Origin of the sequence: Dactylosporangium sp. CA-233914 (assembly GCF_050942935.1) — a bacterium.
In the GTDB taxonomy this organism is placed as follows: Bacteria; Actinomycetota; Actinomycetes; order Mycobacteriales; family Micromonosporaceae; genus Dactylosporangium.
In genome coordinates, this window is the sequence record NZ_CP192030.1 from 10,307,575 (window position 1) to 10,323,037 (window position 15,463).

The 15,463-nt window shown below is 71.3% G+C and carries 15 protein-coding genes; 2 read left to right on the plus strand and 13 right to left on the minus strand.

Annotation, left to right across the window (positions count from 1 at the left end; all coding sequences use genetic code 11):
* Nucleotides 1–6: 6 nt before the first annotated feature.
* The 13 genes from ACQPY0_RS45625 to ACQPY0_RS45685 all read right to left on the minus strand — a co-directional run bounded on the left by ACQPY0_RS45625 (nt 7) and on the right by ACQPY0_RS45685 (nt 13,716).
* Nucleotides 7–1,101, minus strand: a complete 1,095-nt coding sequence (locus ACQPY0_RS45625) for a branched-chain amino acid ABC transporter permease (protein WP_432975601.1) — start codon at nt 1,099–1,101, stop codon at nt 7–9.
* The gene (locus ACQPY0_RS45630; RefSeq protein WP_432975604.1) at nt 1,098–1,985 is read right to left on the minus strand and encodes a branched-chain amino acid ABC transporter permease; all 888 of its coding nucleotides are present in this window, start codon (nt 1,983–1,985) and stop codon (nt 1,098–1,100) included. Before ACQPY0_RS45630 ends, ACQPY0_RS45625 begins: the two co-directional genes overlap by 4 nt.
* A gap of 133 nt (nt 1,986–2,118) precedes the next feature.
* Complete coding sequence (locus ACQPY0_RS45635; protein WP_432975607.1) at nt 2,119–2,841, minus strand: ABC transporter ATP-binding protein; 723 nt, start codon at nt 2,839–2,841, stop codon at nt 2,119–2,121.
* On the minus strand, nt 2,838–3,620 hold the full coding sequence (locus tag ACQPY0_RS45640) for an ABC transporter ATP-binding protein (RefSeq protein ID WP_432995642.1): 783 nt from the start codon (nt 3,618–3,620) through the stop codon (nt 2,838–2,840). The genes ACQPY0_RS45635 and ACQPY0_RS45640 overlap by 4 nt, the downstream gene beginning before the upstream one ends.
* Before the next feature lie 25 nt (nt 3,621–3,645).
* Nucleotides 3,646–4,827, minus strand: coding sequence for a substrate-binding domain-containing protein (locus ACQPY0_RS45645; protein WP_432995644.1), 1,182 nt, complete (start codon nt 4,825–4,827; stop codon nt 3,646–3,648).
* Between the two features lie 159 nt (nt 4,828–4,986).
* On the minus strand, nt 4,987–5,907 hold the full coding sequence (locus ACQPY0_RS45650; RefSeq protein ID WP_432975610.1) for an alpha/beta hydrolase: 921 nt from the start codon (nt 5,905–5,907) through the stop codon (nt 4,987–4,989).
* Nucleotides 5,908–5,971: 64 nt separating this feature from the next.
* Nucleotides 5,972–7,087, minus strand: coding sequence for a glycoside hydrolase family 5 protein (locus ACQPY0_RS45655; protein ID WP_432975613.1), 1,116 nt, complete (start codon nt 7,085–7,087; stop codon nt 5,972–5,974).
* Nucleotides 7,088–7,353: 266 nt separating this feature from the next.
* Nucleotides 7,354–8,022 carry a response regulator gene (locus ACQPY0_RS45660; RefSeq protein WP_432975616.1) on the minus strand — a complete coding sequence of 223 codons (669 nt, stop codon included), beginning with the start codon at nt 8,020–8,022 and terminating at the stop codon, nt 7,354–7,356.
* A complete protein-coding gene (locus ACQPY0_RS45665) occupies nt 8,019–9,002 on the minus strand; it encodes an ATP-binding protein (RefSeq protein ID WP_432975619.1) in 984 nt (327 codons plus the stop codon). The genes ACQPY0_RS45660 and ACQPY0_RS45665 overlap by 4 nt, the downstream gene beginning before the upstream one ends.
* Before the next feature lie 5 nt (nt 9,003–9,007).
* Nucleotides 9,008–10,474 carry a hypothetical protein gene (locus ACQPY0_RS45670; RefSeq protein ID WP_432975622.1) on the minus strand — a complete coding sequence of 489 codons (1,467 nt, stop codon included), beginning with the start codon at nt 10,472–10,474 and terminating at the stop codon, nt 9,008–9,010.
* Nucleotides 10,475–10,486: 12 nt separating this feature from the next.
* Entirely contained in the window at nt 10,487–12,094 is a 1,608-nt protein-coding gene (locus ACQPY0_RS45675; RefSeq protein ID WP_432975625.1) for an ArnT family glycosyltransferase, read from the minus strand.
* Nucleotides 12,084–13,232 (minus strand): glycosyltransferase, encoded by a 1,149-nt coding sequence (locus tag ACQPY0_RS45680; RefSeq protein WP_432975628.1) that lies wholly within the window; start codon nt 13,230–13,232, stop codon nt 12,084–12,086. Before ACQPY0_RS45680 ends, ACQPY0_RS45675 begins: the two co-directional genes overlap by 11 nt.
* Nucleotides 13,144–13,716 (minus strand): GtrA family protein, encoded by a 573-nt coding sequence (locus ACQPY0_RS45685; protein WP_432975631.1) that lies wholly within the window; start codon nt 13,714–13,716, stop codon nt 13,144–13,146. The genes ACQPY0_RS45680 and ACQPY0_RS45685 overlap by 89 nt, the downstream gene beginning before the upstream one ends.
* A gap of 205 nt (nt 13,717–13,921) precedes the next feature.
* Here ACQPY0_RS45685 and ACQPY0_RS45690 point away from each other — a divergent pair, with 205 nt between their 5' ends.
* Together ACQPY0_RS45690 and ACQPY0_RS45695 are read left to right on the plus strand one after the other, a co-directional pair.
* The gene (locus ACQPY0_RS45690; RefSeq protein WP_432975634.1) at nt 13,922–14,569 is read left to right on the plus strand and encodes a response regulator; all 648 of its coding nucleotides are present in this window, start codon (nt 13,922–13,924) and stop codon (nt 14,567–14,569) included.
* Nucleotides 14,566–15,456, plus strand: coding sequence for a sensor histidine kinase (locus ACQPY0_RS45695; RefSeq protein WP_432975637.1), 891 nt, complete (start codon nt 14,566–14,568; stop codon nt 15,454–15,456). Before ACQPY0_RS45690 ends, ACQPY0_RS45695 begins: the two co-directional genes overlap by 4 nt.
* The last annotated feature ends 7 nt before the right edge of the window (nt 15,457–15,463 follow it).

Below are 15,463 nucleotides of genomic sequence, written 5' to 3' on the forward strand. Positions count from 1 at the left end.
CGGCGTTCAGCGGCGCGCGGGTATCCACTTCGCCAGCGGTCCGAGCCGCGAGCGCAGGCCGGCCAGGCCGCCGGGGAAGAAGTACACGGCGAGGATGAAGACGGTGCCCAGGATGAACAGCGGCTGTGACAGGGGGCCGCGCAGGAAGCCGGGCAGGCCCGCCACCGCGTCCGAGTCGCCCAGGGCCACCAGGCGGTAGTCCAGGTATGTGAAGAGGAAGCCGCCGAGCAGCGGGCCCCAGCGGGAGCCCGGGCCGCCCAGCACCACCATCACGAGCAGGGTCAGCGTCTGGTCGGAGGTGGCGATGTGGGGCGTCGCGCCGCCGATGAGCAGCGCGTACATGGCTCCGGCCAGCCCGGCCAGGCCGCCGGAGACGGTGAAGGCGAACAGGCGGTACCGGTAGGGGTCGAGGCCCAGGACGCCGACGCGCCGCTCGTCGTCGCGGATCGCCGCCAGGACCCGGCCCGCCGGCGAGTCCGCGATGGAGTGCACCACGAGGACGGTGATGACCAGGGCGCCGAGGGCCAGCCAGTACAGGTTGACGGTGTTCGCCACCCCGACCAGGAAGGACGGCACGCGCTCGGACGCCATCGGCAGGCCCTCCTCGCCGCCGGTCGCCCCGCCCGGGTTGCGGCCGATCGTGATCGCCGCGACCTGCGCGAAGGCCAGCGTCACCATGGCGAAGGCGATGCCGCCGGTGCGCAGGGCGATCGCCCCGAGCAGGGCCGCCAGGGTCGCGGTGCCGACGACGGCGAGCAGGATCGACGTCCACAGGCCGTAGCCGGCCTTGGTGACGAGCATGTCGGTGCCGTAGACGCCGGCCGCGAAGTACAGGGCGTGGCCGAAGGAGAGCAGGCCGGTGCGGCCGAAGAGCAGGTCGTAGCCCAGCGCCAGGGCCCCGAAGACCAGGCACAGCGCCAGCAGCTGCAGGGTGCCGGGCGCGTTGAGGGCGGAGTCGAACACGCCGGGGATCTTCAGGCCGCAGTACGGCAGGGCGATGAGGACCACGAGCGCCACGAGCGGGCCGAAGCGCCCGAGCTGAAGCCGGGTCCGGGCCGGCGGCGGGGCCGTGCGCACGGGCGGCGCCGTCTGTGTCGTCATGAGGTGGCGACCTTCCCGGTGATCCCTTGTGGACGGACGAGCAGCACGACCGCGAGCAGCGCGACGACGCAGATGTCACCGAGGCCCGACGAGGTGTAGTTGACGAACTGCTGGAGCAGGCCGACGGTGACCGCGGCGTACGCGGCGCCGGTGACCGAGCCCATGCCGCCGATCACGACGACGATGAACCCGAAGATCAGCAGCGAGCTGCCGCCGGTCGGCGAGATCGCGCCGGTGAAGACGCCGCCGAGCGCGCCGGCCAGGGCCGCGGCCGCGCCACCGATGGCGAACACGAGCGTGAAGGCGCGGCGCACGTCGATGCCGAGGGCGGTCACCATCGAGCGGTCCTCGACGCCCGCGCGAATGACCAGACCGATCCGGGTGTACTTCAGGAACGCCAGCAAGCCCACGAGCACCACGACGGCCGCGCCGATGAGCAGGAACCGGTCGTTGGGCACGCGGGCGCCCGCGATCGAGGTCAGCCGCTGGGTCCACTGCGGGCGCGGGTAGGGCCGGGGATCGCTGCCCCACGACGCCTGCAGCAGCGCCACGCCCGCCAGCGACAGCCCCACGGTCACCAGGACCTGCTCGATCGTGCGGCGGTACAGCGGCCGGATCAGCACCAGCTCGACCAGCGCCGCGACGACCGTGCCGCACACCACGCCGAAGAGCACGGCGAGCGCGAAGCCCCAGCCGCTCGCCCCGGCGCCCGGCAGGTGCCCGGCGGCCCACCAGGTGCCGTAGGCCCCGACGGACAGGAACAGCCCGTGCGCGAAGTTCAGCACGTCGGCGAGGCCGAAGACGAGCGCGAGGCCGGAGGCGACGAGGAAGTACAGTGCGGAGAGCCCCAGCCCGGTCAGCGTGAGCAAAACGACCGTACTCATGCCAGCCCCTCCGCTTCGCTCCGGTGCAGGCCTGAAACCCTGAGCCTCCGATGAGCGGCCACTCCGCCCAGTCTGGCTCGATGATGTTGCGCGCCGATCGACCCAGACCGGGCGCCGCTCCGCTCCGTACCGCTCATGCCTGTTCCCCCTTCCCGACGCCCAGCAGCGCCTTGGTCTTCTCGGTGTAGTCCAGCAGGTCCGGGGCGGCCCCGGTGTAGGCGACGCGGCCGGCGGCGATGACGACGGCGTCGCGGGCGAGGCGGCGCACGACGGCGAGGTTCTGCTCCACCAGCAGCATCGGCACGACCTGGGCGACCGCGTGCAGGGCCGCCGCGACCTCGCCGACAACCTTCGGAGCCAGGCCCTTGGTCGGCTCGTCGATGAGCAGCAGCCGGTTGGGGTTGAGCAGCACCCGCCCGATCGCGAGCATCTGCTGCTGCCCGCCGGAGAGCGTGCCGGCCCGCTGCTTGCCGCGCCGCTGCAGCTCGGGGAAGAGGCCGTAGACGCGCTCGTAGTCCGGGGCGGTGCCGGAGCGCTCGGCCAGGCGCAGGTTCTCGGCGACGGTGAGGCCGGCGAAGACCCCGCGGTCCTCGGGCACGTAGCCCAGGCCGTCGCGAACGAGCCGGTGCGTGGGCTGGCGGGTCACCGCGGCGCCGGCGAGATGGACGGTGCCGGCGAGCTCGGCGCCGCGGGGCAGCAGGCCCAGGACCGCCTTGAGCGTGGTGGTCTTGCCGACGCCGTTGCGCCCGAGCAGCGCGGTCACGCCCTGGGGCGCGACGCCGAACGTGACGCCCTGCAGGATGTGCGAGCCGGCGATGCGGACGTCCAGATCCGCGATGGAAAGGACGGTGGTCACAGCTTCTCCCCCAGGTACGCCTCCTGGACCGTGCGGTCGGCCATGACCACGTCCGGGGTGTCGCACACCAGCAGCGCCCCGTGGTGCATGACGGCGACCCGGTCGGCCAGGTCGAGCACGACGTCCATGTGGTGCTCGACCATGAGCACGCTGCGCTTCTCCTCGCGGGTCAGGGTCCGGATGAGCGCCACCAGGCCGGGCACGTCCTCGGCGCTGACCCCGGCCATCGGCTCGTCGAGCAGCAGCACCCGCGGCTCCCCGGCGAGCAGCAGCGCGATTTCGAGCTTGCGCTTCTCGCCGTGGGCGAGGGTGCCGGCGAGCGCCCCGGCGCGATCCTCGAGGCCGACCCGCCACAGCACCCGCTCGGCGCGCTCGGCGATGTCGCGGTCCCGGCCGGACAGCGGGAAGGGGCGGATCGAGCCGCCGCGGCGGGCCTGGACGGCCAGGCGCACGTTGGCCGCGACGCTCAGCGAGGCGAAGACCGAGGACGATTGAAATGTACGGCCCAGGCCCAGCCGGGCGCGCCGGTACGGCGGCAGCCGGGTCACGTCGTGCCCGTCGAGCGAGATCGAGCCGTCCGACGGTTTGCGCAGCCCCGAGATGAGGTTGAACAGCGAGGTCTTGCCGGCGCCGTTCGGGCCGATGACGGCCAGGAACTCGCCCTCGGCGAGGTCGATGGAGACCCCGTCGACGATGGCGACCCCGCCGACCTTCCAGGCGAGGCGCCGGGTCGAGAGGAGGCCGGTGGCCGGGGCGTCCGCGAGGACGCCGCCGACCATCGGTGCCGGTGCATCCGACACCGGCTCAGCCCTTCATCTGCGCGACCGGAGGTGCGGCGTCGGCCGGGTCGATCGCCTTGACCAGGTCGGGCTTGAGGTCGGCGCCCGAGCCCGAGAACTTGCCCTGGAACATCGGCTGGAGCAGGGCGTGGTCTTCCTTGCGAACCGTCAGCTTGCCCTTGACGCCGTCGAAGGACCAGCCTTCCAGCGCGGTGACCATCTTGTCGACGTCGTCGCCGCCCTCCTGCGCGGCGCGGACCACCATCTGCGCGGCGGTGAAGCCGTCCGGGTGGAACAGGTCGACCTTGCCGCCCTCGACGCCCTTGCGCAGCGCCGTGGTGGCCTCGTTGTCGCTGGCGCCGTCGAAGTAGTGGGCCAGCAGCGAGATCTTCGAGCCGGCGGCGCCGAACGTCGGCCAGGACGCGCGCTGGTCGATGCCGGTGACCACCAGCGCCGAGCCGAGCACGCCCTGCTGGTCGAGGGCCTGCCACATCGCGGTGGCGGTGGTGCCCGCCCACGCGACGAAGATCATGTCGGCCTTGGCGTTCTTGGCCTGCACGGCGAAGCCGGTGAAGTCGGTGGCGTTGGCCGGCACCGACAGGGTGTCGACGGTGGCGCCGGCGCCGCCGATGACGGCCTTGACGGCGTCGGCGTTGGACTTGCCGAACGCGCCCTCCTGCGTGAAGACGAGGACCTTCTTGCCCGAGGGGGCGCTCAGGTAGGACTTGGCCGCGAGAACGTCCTGGTAGGACTGGCGACCGGAGCGGAAGGTGTACTTGTTGATGCCGGTCACGGCGTCGGTGGCGGCCGGGCCCGAGATGAACAGGATCTTGTTCTGCGCGGCCAGCGGCGCCATCTGGCTGGCGACGCCCGACGAGGTACTGCCCGCGAGGATTTTGTATCCCTGGCCGATGAGGTCCTTGGCGGCCGAGACCGCCTTGGCCGCGTCGCCGGCGTCGTCGGCCTCCTTGACCTCGATCGGGCGGTTGCCGACCTTGCCGGTGCCCTTGGTCGCGTAGGCGAGGCCCGCCTTCCAGCCCTCGATGTACTGCTTGCCGTAGCTGGCCAGCGGCCCGGTCTGCGAGTAGACCAGCCCAACCTTGATCGGCGCGCCGTCGCCGGCCGGCTCCTGCGCGGCCTCCTGGGGGCTGCTGCACGCCGACGCGAACGCCGCGGCGAGCGAGATTCCAAGCGCCGCGAACAACATCCGCCGCGGCGCGCCTGTCTGCCTGATCAACGCTTCCTCCGTGTGAACGCTGTGTTAAGGCCAGCGCCTGCTGGCGGTGTTCGCACACGCTAGGAGTGGCGTCGGGCACGTCGCTATGTGGTCGGGCCACACAGAATCGGCGGAATCCTATGGGTCGAGTCAGGCCACGCGGTCGATGAATGCCCCGAGCAGGGGCAGGAAACCCGGCGACAGCTGCTCGAACGGTGGGGCGTCGGCGCGCGGGGGAACCGGATACAGCATGTGCCCGACCCCCGGCAGCACCGCGACCCCGTTGCTGCCCCGGTGCCGCGCCGGCAGCCGCTCGCCCAGCACCGCGAGGCTGCGCTCGACGGGCACGTGCTCGTCGTCGGCGCCGAAGAAGGCCATGATCGGGCAGGCCAGGAACGGCAGCAGCCCGGGCGGGTCGAAGCTCAGGTTCCGGGCGAAGAAGCCGAGCTCCTCGGCGGTGGCGTAGGGCCGGTCGCAGACCACGGCGGCCCAGTCGCGCCCGGCGAGGCGGCCCTGCTCGGCGAGGACTCCGGCGGGGTCCTCCCCGGCGGCGAGCCGGGCGGCGCGCTCGTCGGCCCAGGCCAGGCCCGCGGCGACGGAGTCCTCGCCCAGCCCCCGCCGGCGCATGACCCGGCCGAGCAGGGTGCGCTCCTGCTCCTCGATGCCGACGAACGGGCCGCCGAGGGTGACGACGTAGTCGACCTGCTCGGGGGCGGTGACCGCGGCGAGCAGCACGACCCAGCCGCCCTGGCTGTAGCCGATCAGCCCGGCCCGCTCGACCCCGGCCTGCTTGCGCAGCACGGCGAGGGCGGCCAGGGCCTCGGCGGCGCGGTCGGCGAAGCTCTGGCCGCGCCAGTCGCCGGGCGAGCCGCCGCAGCCGGGCTTGTCGTGGCGCAGGGTGGCGATCCCGCGCTCGGCGAGCCAGCCGGGCACGCCCTGCCAGGCGTCGCGGGTGGCCGGGCCGGACCCGTCGGCAAGCACAAGACCCCCGCGGGCCGGGCCCTCGGGGGTGCGCAGGATCGCATTCAGCGGACCGGCCGCAGTATCGACGACCGTTTCTGTCTCAGGCATGGATCGGCCCTCCCCCCGCGAAATCTAGCAGCGAGGGGAGGGCCGTGTCGGCGTGCGGCGAGCCTTACTGGCTGTCCGCCGCGAGGGGCGCCTGGTAGGTCTTCAGGAGCGCGGCCTTGTCGGCGTCGACCGTCTTCCAGTCGTCCTTGAGGACTCCGCCGGTGTCACCGGAGTTGGGGTTCCAGGCCCAGTACGTGTAGCTCAGGCCGTTGTCCTTGAGGTAGGCCACCAGGCTGCGCTGCCAGATTCCCTCCAGGTCCTTGTTGCCCTGGGCGTCCTTCTCGGCCACCGACCGGCCGCCGAACTCGCCGACGAGCACCGGGGCGGTGTTGTCCTTGACCAGGTAGCCGAACTGCTTGTCCCACAGCGCCGGCATGTTGGACGGGAAGGCCGGGTCGTTGAACCACTGCTGCGACCACACCTTGGGGCTGTAGTCGTGCGCGGAGTACACGAGCTTCGACTGGTCGGACAGCTGCACCGGCTTGTCCTTGGCGCCCTGCAGGTTCCCGCCCCACCAGTAGCCGTCGGACTGACCGTCGGCCTTCTTGTAGTTCTCGATGCCCTCGACGATGATGAGCCAGTTGGGGTTGGCCTTGAGCACGGCGTCACCGGCCCGCTGCGCGGCGGCGCGCCAGTCGGTCTTCGCGTTGTCGTCGCCCCACGTGGCCTCGCCGTGCGGCTCGTTGTGCAGGTCCGCGCCGACGACGAGCTTGTTGTCCTTGTAGCGCTTGGCGAGCATCACCCAGTCGGAGATCCAGCGGTCCTCGCTGATCTTCTCCGTGTACCAGAGGTTGCTCTGGCCCTGCGAGTCCGGGCGGTGCCGGTCGAGGATGACCATGAGGCCGCGCTTCGTCGCGCCCTCCACGACCTTGTCCATGATCTGCGCTCCGGTGAGACCCTTCAGGTCCGGGTTGAGCGCGTAGTCGACGCCGTTGGGCTTGGACGCGTCGTCGAACAGCTCGTTGCTGAACGGCAGGCGCATCGAGTTGAAGCCCTGGGCGACCATCTGGTCGAGCATGTCGCCGAGACCACGGGACCACAGCCCGTGCGGGGCGAACGTGTTGGTCTCCAGCCCGAACCAGTTGACGCCCGTGAACGTCACGGTCTCGCCGCGGGCGTCGACGATCTTCGAGCCTTCGGCGTGCAGCGGCATCTGCAGCCGCTGGCCGGACTCTGTCATGGTCGGGTGGACCTTTTTACTGTCGAGCAGTGGCACCAGTGCCACGGTGGCAACGGCGGCAACGGCGAGCGCGACCAGTGCGGAAATCCAGTAGAGGCGCGTACGACCCATTGAGCTGACCTGTCCTCCGGTTCGACGGCGGGGCAGGTCAACACGTTACGGATATCGGGAATATGCGGTCAGCGTACAAATGCCGGATTTGTGTATACGCCAATTGAGGGAGGACCGTCCAACGAACCGGCGCGAACCATAGGTCGAGAACCGGGTCAGGCGCCGATCGAGGGGGCGTCCCACTCGGCGGCGCGGACCACCGCCTCGAGCTTCGAACGGGCGCCCATCTTGCTCAGCAGGTGCCGCACGTGGCTGCGGACCGTGGTGTAGCTGATGCTCAGCTCCCGCGCGATATCGCGATTGTCCATGCCCTCGGCCATCAGCGAAAGGATCTGCCGCTCGCGGGGCGTGAGGCTGTCCAGGCGCCGGGCGTGCTCCTGCGAGCGCTGGGCCCGCTCGCGCCGGCGGGCCAGGAGCTTGGCCAGCTGGCGCGCCGGAACCAGGATCTCACCGTCGACGGCGCGGCGCACGGCCTCGGCGACGTCCGCGCCGCCGGCGCTCTTGACGAGGTACCCGGCCGCCCCGGCCTCCAGCGCGGTGAGGATCACCTGGTCGCTCTGGTCGGCGCTGAGGAAGACCACGGCGACCTCGGGCTGGTGCGCGCGCAGGGCCGCCACGGCCTCGGCCCCGGTGCCGTCGGGCAGCCAGAAGTCGCACAGCACGACGTCGACCCGCTCCACGTCGGCCAGGTGCTCGACCTCGCCGACGCTGCCGGCCAGCGCCACCACGCGCAGCTCCGGATGCTCGTTGAGCAGCGCCGCCAGCCCCTCGGCGACCACTTGATGGTCCTCGACGATCAGCACCCGGTACGGCGGACGGCTCACGGAGCGACTCCCTTCGATTCAAGGTCGGCGCCGCGCGGCACCCAGAACGTGACAGTGGTACCGCTCCCGGCGACGCTGCTGATGCGGAACCACCCGCCGGCCAGCGCCGCCCGCTCCCGCATGAGCAGCAGCCCGAGGTGGCCGGGGTCGGTGACGAGGTTCTCCGCGCCGACGCCGTCGTCGACGACCCGGACCAGGTAGCCGCCCTCCTGCTCGCCCAGGGTCACCGTGCACCGGTCGGCCCCGGCGTGCTTGCCGACGTTGGCCACCGCCTCCTGCAGGATCCGGTACAGCAGCACCCGCGTCGGCAGGGCCGGCTCGGCGATGAGCCGGTCCTCGACGCTCACCTGCAGGCCGTGGTCCTCGGCGAGGCCGTCGAGGAGGTCCTCCACGGCCGCGGCGAGCCCGTCGGCGGACAGCCGCGGCGGGCGGAAGTCGAAGATGAGCCGGCGCAGCCGGTCGGCGGCCTGCACCAGCGAGGCCTCGAGCCGGTCGAGCACCTCCAGGTCGTCCGGGTCGCTCAGGCGCCGGCGCAGGTGCTGCAGGCGCAGGGTGGCCGCGGTGATGACCTGCAGGCTGTCGTCGTGCACGCCGGCGGCGATGCGGGCCCGCTCCCGCTCCTGGGTGATCATCACGTCGCCGAGCAGCTCGCGCTGCTCGGCGACGGCCGGGCTGCGGCCCGGCGCGACCGGGTCCTCCACGGCGAGCACGAGCATGCCGCTGGGGTCGCCCGCGAGGGTGCTCGTGCGCACGTCCACGGCCAGGTCGTCCCCGCCGGGCCGCAGCATCACCGCCGCGACCGGCTCGTCCGGGCGGAACACCGGGTCGCCGGCGAAGAGCTCGGCGACCCGGCGCCCGACGAGGTCCGCGCCGGCCCGCTGGAACAGGGCCTCGGCGGCACTGCTGGCCGAGCGGACCACCCCGGCGGCGTCGAGTACGAGGAGCGCCTCCGGGGCGGCTCGGAAGGCCTGCCAGTACACCGTCCTCAGTTCTCCAGGCCCTTGGGGACCACGTACGGCTTGGCCGGCGGGATGTCGACCGGTCCGCCGGTCTTGTCGACCTTGAAGTTCACCGTCGCGGTCGCGTCGCTGCGCTGGCCGTGCAGCTGGAAGACCACGGTGTCCTCGGTGTCACCCGGGATCGTGTACTGCCCGACCGCCCGCGCGGTGCCCTTCTGATCGACCCGGAACGCGGCCACGAGCTGCGGCTTGGCGCCCTTGGCGGTCCTGACCGTCACGTGCACGGCCTCGTTCGGGGCGAACTGGGTGGCGTAGAAGTTCACGACGGTTCCGGGCAGGCCGCCGTACGCGTTCGTGCGCGCCTGCGGCGTGAACGGCAGGATCGTGAAGCCGGTGGAGACCGCGGCGCGGCTCTGCTCGCCGGTGAAGACCAGCGCCTGGGCCCCCTTGAGCTGGTACGGCATCACCAGGCTGGCGCCCTTGAACCCACCGGCGTCGTTGGTCTGCAGCGCCATGACCGGCTGGCCCCCGGCCGCGTTGAGCCGGACCAGCACCCGCTCGCTGGGCGCGAAGCCCGAGCCCGAGAAGGTGATCTTCTGGGTGGCCTTCGCGGCGTACGGCGCCAGCTTGATCGACGGGTACAGCCGCAGCACCTGGAACGGCGCGCTCGCCGCCGCGCCACTGGTCTTGCCCACGACCACCAGACTGGTCGTCCCGACCGCCGTGACGCCCACTCTGATCGGCGTCTTACCCACCGAGCCACCCTCGTCGGCCTTCAGGGTGAGCGTCGGATCGCCGGTGATCCGGCCCCAGAAGACGTTGAGCTGCTCGCCGGGCGCGAAGCCCTTCACCGTCAGGTTGACCGTGTCGCCGGGCTTGCCGACGATCGCCGACAGTGTCGCCTGACCCGCCCCCTGGGCGACCGAGGCGTCGGCCTTGGCCACCTTGTCGCTGCCGCGTGCCTGGGCGGTCACCTCCAGCACGGGCGTGGTCATCTTGTTGGGGAAGGAGAAGTTGGCCGTGAACTGGCCCCACTTGCCGGCCTTCGCCGTGGCCACCTGCTGCGGCTTGGCGGCCGGGCCGGCCGTCTTGGCCGGCTTCTTCTGCCCCGGCGCCGAGGACGGGCCGAGGTAGACGTCGACCATGGAGCCCTTGTCGAAGCCCGAGCCCTGCACGGTGACGGTCCCGCCGAGGCGGACCAGGCCCGGGTTCAGGGTGATCATCGGCGAGCCGCCGCCCTGCACCAGGACCCCGTTCAGGTCGATCGTCGGCGGCGGTGGCGCCTTCGTCTGCACCTGCGTCGGTTCGGCGCCGGGCTGTCCGCCGCCGAGACCGGGCGCCTTGATGCCCATCGCCGGTAGCAGCGAGCGCCCGAGCATGACGAGCAGTACCGCGGCGACGCCGGCCAGCAGCAGCCGCTTACGGGAGATTTTGGGTCGTTTTCCCCGGCCGCGGCCGCGGCGGGCCGCCGGGCGGTGTTTGAGCGTCTGCATCTGCGACTCCACCTAGGACGTATTGCCGATCTTCACGATGGACAGCGAGACGTCGCCGCGGGTGGCCTGCCAGACGGTCTGCCCGTGCTGGTCGATCGCCTCGATGATCCAGGTCTCGCCGCCGCGCTGGAGGGCGTCGCGCATCTTGTTCGACATCACGACGTAGTCGACGTTCTCCCAGCTGGAGTGGAAGACCTTGTCCCGCACGTCCGGGTCGGACGTGGCCTTGTAGTGCGAATGCGCGTAGCGGTACGGCGGGTTGCTGTCGTGCAGCGCCACCCACACGTCGTCGTCGATGATGAGCCGGGCGGTGGTCGGGATGTTCTGTTTGATCCAGGCCACCTGCTGCTCCTGCAGCTGGGTCAGCGGCAGCCGGTAGGCGTCGCTGAACTCGAGCTCACCCTTGGCGTTGTACTTCACCAGGAACCCACCCGGCATCACGAGCAACGGCACCAGGATGCAGGCGACGAGCACCGCCGCCCCGCCCTGCCCGGTGCGCCGGGTCAGCCAGCCGAAGAACATGCCGAGGTTCAGCGCGAACAGCGGCACCATCGGTGCGATGTAGAAGTCCAGCAGCGCACTGCGGCTGAGGTAGAACGCGTAGCCGAACGCCATCAGCGCGCAGGCGAGCATCGGGGGCCGCAGCCGCTTGTTGCGCCGGCCCGACAGGAGCGTGAGCACGGTCGCCACGACGCCGCCGATGAGGATGTACCGGTCCTTGAACAGCCAGCTGGCGTGCAGCAGATAGGTGAAGGACAGGCCGTTGGAGCTGCTGGAGTTGCGGTGCAGCTGCCACCACACGGTGTAGAGCAGCGACACGTGGTCGCCGGGCGTGGTGGCACCCAGGCTGAAGTTGAAGTTCTCCGGGAACAGCTCGTTCTTGATCTGGGCGAACAGCAGGTACCCGATCACCGGCGCCAGCGCGGCGAACCACCAGAAGCTGACCCCGAAGCGGCGGTTCGGCTGCTCCTTGATCGTGCGGTGCAGCAGGTACGCGCAGCCCGGCAGCACGAACAGCGCGTTCTCCTTCGTCACCAGGGCCAGGCCGAAGCAGAAGCCGGCGCCCATCGCGGTGACGATCCGCCCGTCCCGGCGGGCCAGCAGGTAGAGCCCGAGCAGGATCCAGAACATCATGAGGTTGTCGAGCAGGACCTGGCGCTGGTAGTACACCCCCAGCGGCGAGAGGTTGAACACGAACGTGGCCAGGAACGCCGCCGCTTTGCTGCCGGTGAAGCGGCGGATGATCTCGAACATCAGCAACACCGACGCCAGGTGGACGATGAGCATCAGGACCCGGCCGGTGTTGATGGCGTTGCCGAAGGCCGAGAAGCCACCGGGCAGGACGCTGACCCAGCCCGCGATCGCGAGCCAGCCCATCGGGGCGTGGTCGTAGAAGTAGGTGTACGGGCTGAGCTTGCCCTCCCTGAGCACCGACCAGGCCTGCTCCATGTAGATGCCCTCGTCGGTGAGGTACAGCGGATAGCGGAACATGTTCCAGCCGTGGCTCGCCAGCCCGATGAGCAGGCACAGCGCGATGATCGTCTTCGGCGCCCGCTCCGGCTTGCGGGCGGTGCCCGGCCCGGGCCGGGGCCTGGGCTTGGTAAGGGTTTCAGCCGACATTGGTCAGCTCCGGAGCCTCGGTGCGGTGGGCGCCGACGTGGGCGGTCTTCTCCCAGTTGGTCGCGCCCTTGAGCTGGCGGTAGAGCGCCCGGGCGGCGGCGTAGGACAGCACCATCTGGTACGGGAACCAGGTCACCGCCATCTTCACCACGGTCCCGGGTCCGGCCTTGAGCCCGTGCGCGCCGGTGAACTCGTACAGCCCGACCACCGACATCAGGAAGTGCGCGCCGAGCAGCAGCACCGGCATCCAGGACAGCATCGCCACCGGCACGGGGACGCTGAGCACGAACGCGCTCAGCAGCGCGACCGGCAGGTAGAAGCCGAGCATCGCCTGGACGTGCGGGAAGGCCAGGGTGTACCAGGCCAGAAAGCGCTGCCGCCGGTTGGGCATCAGCTTCCAGGTCCCCTTGCCCAGGGTCTGCATGAAACCCTGGCACCAGCGGGTGCGCTGCTTGATGAAGCTCTGCAGCGTCGGCGGAGTCTCCTCCTTGGTGACGTAGCGGTCGTCGTACACCACGCGCACCTTCTCCCCCATGCTGGAGACCCGCAGGCCGATGTCCGCGTCCTCGGTCAGGTTGCTCTCGTCCCAGCCGCCGAGGCGCTCGATCAGCTCGCGCTTGAAGAAGACCGTGTTGCCACCGAGGGTGATCGCGCCGTTCTTGGCGTGGTAGTGCAGGCGGCTGCGGAACCAGAAGAAGTACTCCAGCACGTTGAACGTCGAGTACCAGTTGGAGTCGAAGTTCATCAGCTGCACGCCGGCCTGCACGACGCTGACGTCGTCGCCCAGCATGATGGTGTTGACGATGTCGAACAGCTGCGGCTCCACCTCGTCCTCGGCGTCGAAGACGGCCACGATGTCGTTGGTGGCGTGGCGCAGCGCCGTGTTGAGCCCGTGCGGCTTGTTGATCGGTCCGTCGTCGAATACGACCACCTCCACGTTGACCCGCCCGGCCGCGCGCAGCGCACCCACCTGGGCCTGCGCCTGGGCGATGGTGCCGGTGTCGTCCGCCGAGCACACGACGAGGATCTGCACGAGGTGCGGCGGGTAGTCAGCGGACGCGGCGCGGGCGATGGTGGCTTGGATGACCTCCTCCTCGTGGCGTGCCGGGAGGATGGCGGTGAAGGAGAGTTCCGGCATAGCACGTTGATCGGGAACCCGCGCCCGCGCGTCCGCCTCGGGCTGGTCCCACGTGTAGATCATGAGATACAGGGCGTGTGCCGCCTGCACCGTCAGCACCACCGAAACCATGGTCAGGACGGCCAACACCATCTGCTCCATCGGTGCGTTCACTCCAAATCCACTTCGAGCTGACGGCGAAGTTGACCCCGAAGCCGGCCACGATGCCGATGAGGTTGGCGGGCAGATAGTGCAGGCCGAGGGCGACCAGCAACTGGACGACGACCACGTTGACCGGCATCGCGGCGAGACCCGCGAGGCTGTAGGAGGCGAACCGCGACAGCGACAGGCGCCGGCCACCGGGCGCGGCGCGGCCACGGAAGGTCCACAGTTCATGCAGGACGTAGTTGGACACCAGGGCGAGCTCGACCGCGGCCACGGTGGCCGGCAACAGCGCGAGCCCGAGCAGCCCGTGCAGCACGAGCAGGGCGGCGTTGTTCACCACAACGCCACTGACTCCCACCAGGGAGAACCGGCTGAGCCGGTGCAAGTAGGGCGTCACGCTCACAACCGTGCCGAGGCCGCCGCACCCGGCACATCACGCTGCGGATCGGCTCCGGTGCCGACCTTCGGTCTCCCCCATTCGGCGTACGCCGGTTGGCTCCGTCACACGCGGTATGCCCTCGATCAACGGGGTATAGCGCGGCTCGATGAGTATCAGGATCTTGATCGCCGACGACCACGCCATGGTCCGCGAGGGCCTGCGCAGCTTCCTGGCGCTCAGCACTGACCTGGAGACGGTCGGCGTGGCGGCCGACGGCCGGGAGGCCGTGGCGCTGACCCATGAGCTGCGCCCCGACATCGTGCTGATGGACCTGCTCATGCCGGTCCTGGACGGGATCAGCGCGATCGCTGTGATCCGCCGGGAGCTGCCCAGCGTCGAGGTGGTGGCGCTGAGTGGGTACCTGGAGCCGCAGCTGATCGCCGACGCGCTGCACGCGGGGGCGGTCGGGTACCTGCTCAAGGACACCGACGCCGAGGAGCTGCACCGCGCCGTGCGGGCCGCCGCGGCGGGGCAGGTGCAGCTGTCTCCGGCGGTCGCCGCCCGGCTCGTGCGGGACGTGCACGTGCCGGCCACCCCGCCGCAGCTGACCCGGCGCGAGGAGGAGGTTCTCACGCTGCTGGCCCGCGGGCGCGCCAACGGCCAGATCGCCCGCGAGCTGCACATCGCGCCGCAGACGGTCAAGACGCACGTGAGCAACATCCTGCAGAAGCTCGGCGCGCAGAGCCGCACCCAGGCCGCCCTCTACGCGATGCGGGTCGGCCTGGTCCCCGTACACGCGGCGGCCCCGAGTTGACCCCCGCCCTCGACGCGCTCTGCGCGCTGGCCCGCCACACGTCCGGGGCCCGGGCGGTCCACGTTCTGGACGCGTCCGCCACGGTGCTGTCGCACGCCGGCGACCCCGCCCCGCTCGACCTCGCCGCGGCGGCGAAGGCGATGGCCGGGGGCCGGGCGACCCGGGACCGGCGGGTGTTGTACCAGCCGGTGCCGGGCGGGCTGCTGACCGCCACCGGGCGTCGCGCGCCGCGGCCGGCCGTGCTGACGCCGTACATCCCGCTCGCCGAACTGCTGCTGGCCGCCGCGGCCGAGCCCGCCCGGCTGGCCCGGGACCTGCACGACTCGGTGGTACAGACGCTCTACGGCATCAGCCTCGGCGCCGGCACCGCCGCGGAGCTGCTGTACGGCAACCCCGCCCACGCCGAGGCGTCGCTCGCCTGGATCCGCGAGACGGCCGCGGCCGGCCTGACCGACCTGCGCGGCATCATCCTGCGGCTGCGCCCGGAGACGCTCGTCGGCGCCGGGCCGGCGACCGCGCTGCGCGGGGTCTTCGAGACCCTGCACGTCGACCCGGGCCGCGCCGGCTGGGGGCTCGAGCTCGACGCCGATCCGGTGGTCAGCCCGCAGGTCGAGGAGGCGCTGTACCGCATCGCCCTGGAGGCCCTCGGCAACGCCGCCCGCCACGCCGAGGCCTCGCAGGTCACCGTGCGGCTGGCGGGCGACGAGCGGCAGGTGGTGCTGGAGGTGATCGACGACGGGGCCGGCTTCGACCCGCAGGAGCCGCAGCCGGGCCACCTTGGGCTGCGCTCGATGCGCGAGCGGGCCGAGCTGCTCGGGGGCACCCTGGAGATCCGCAGCGCGCCGGGGTCCGGGACCGTGGTCCGCGCGGCCCTCCCCACCGGGTGACCCGCAG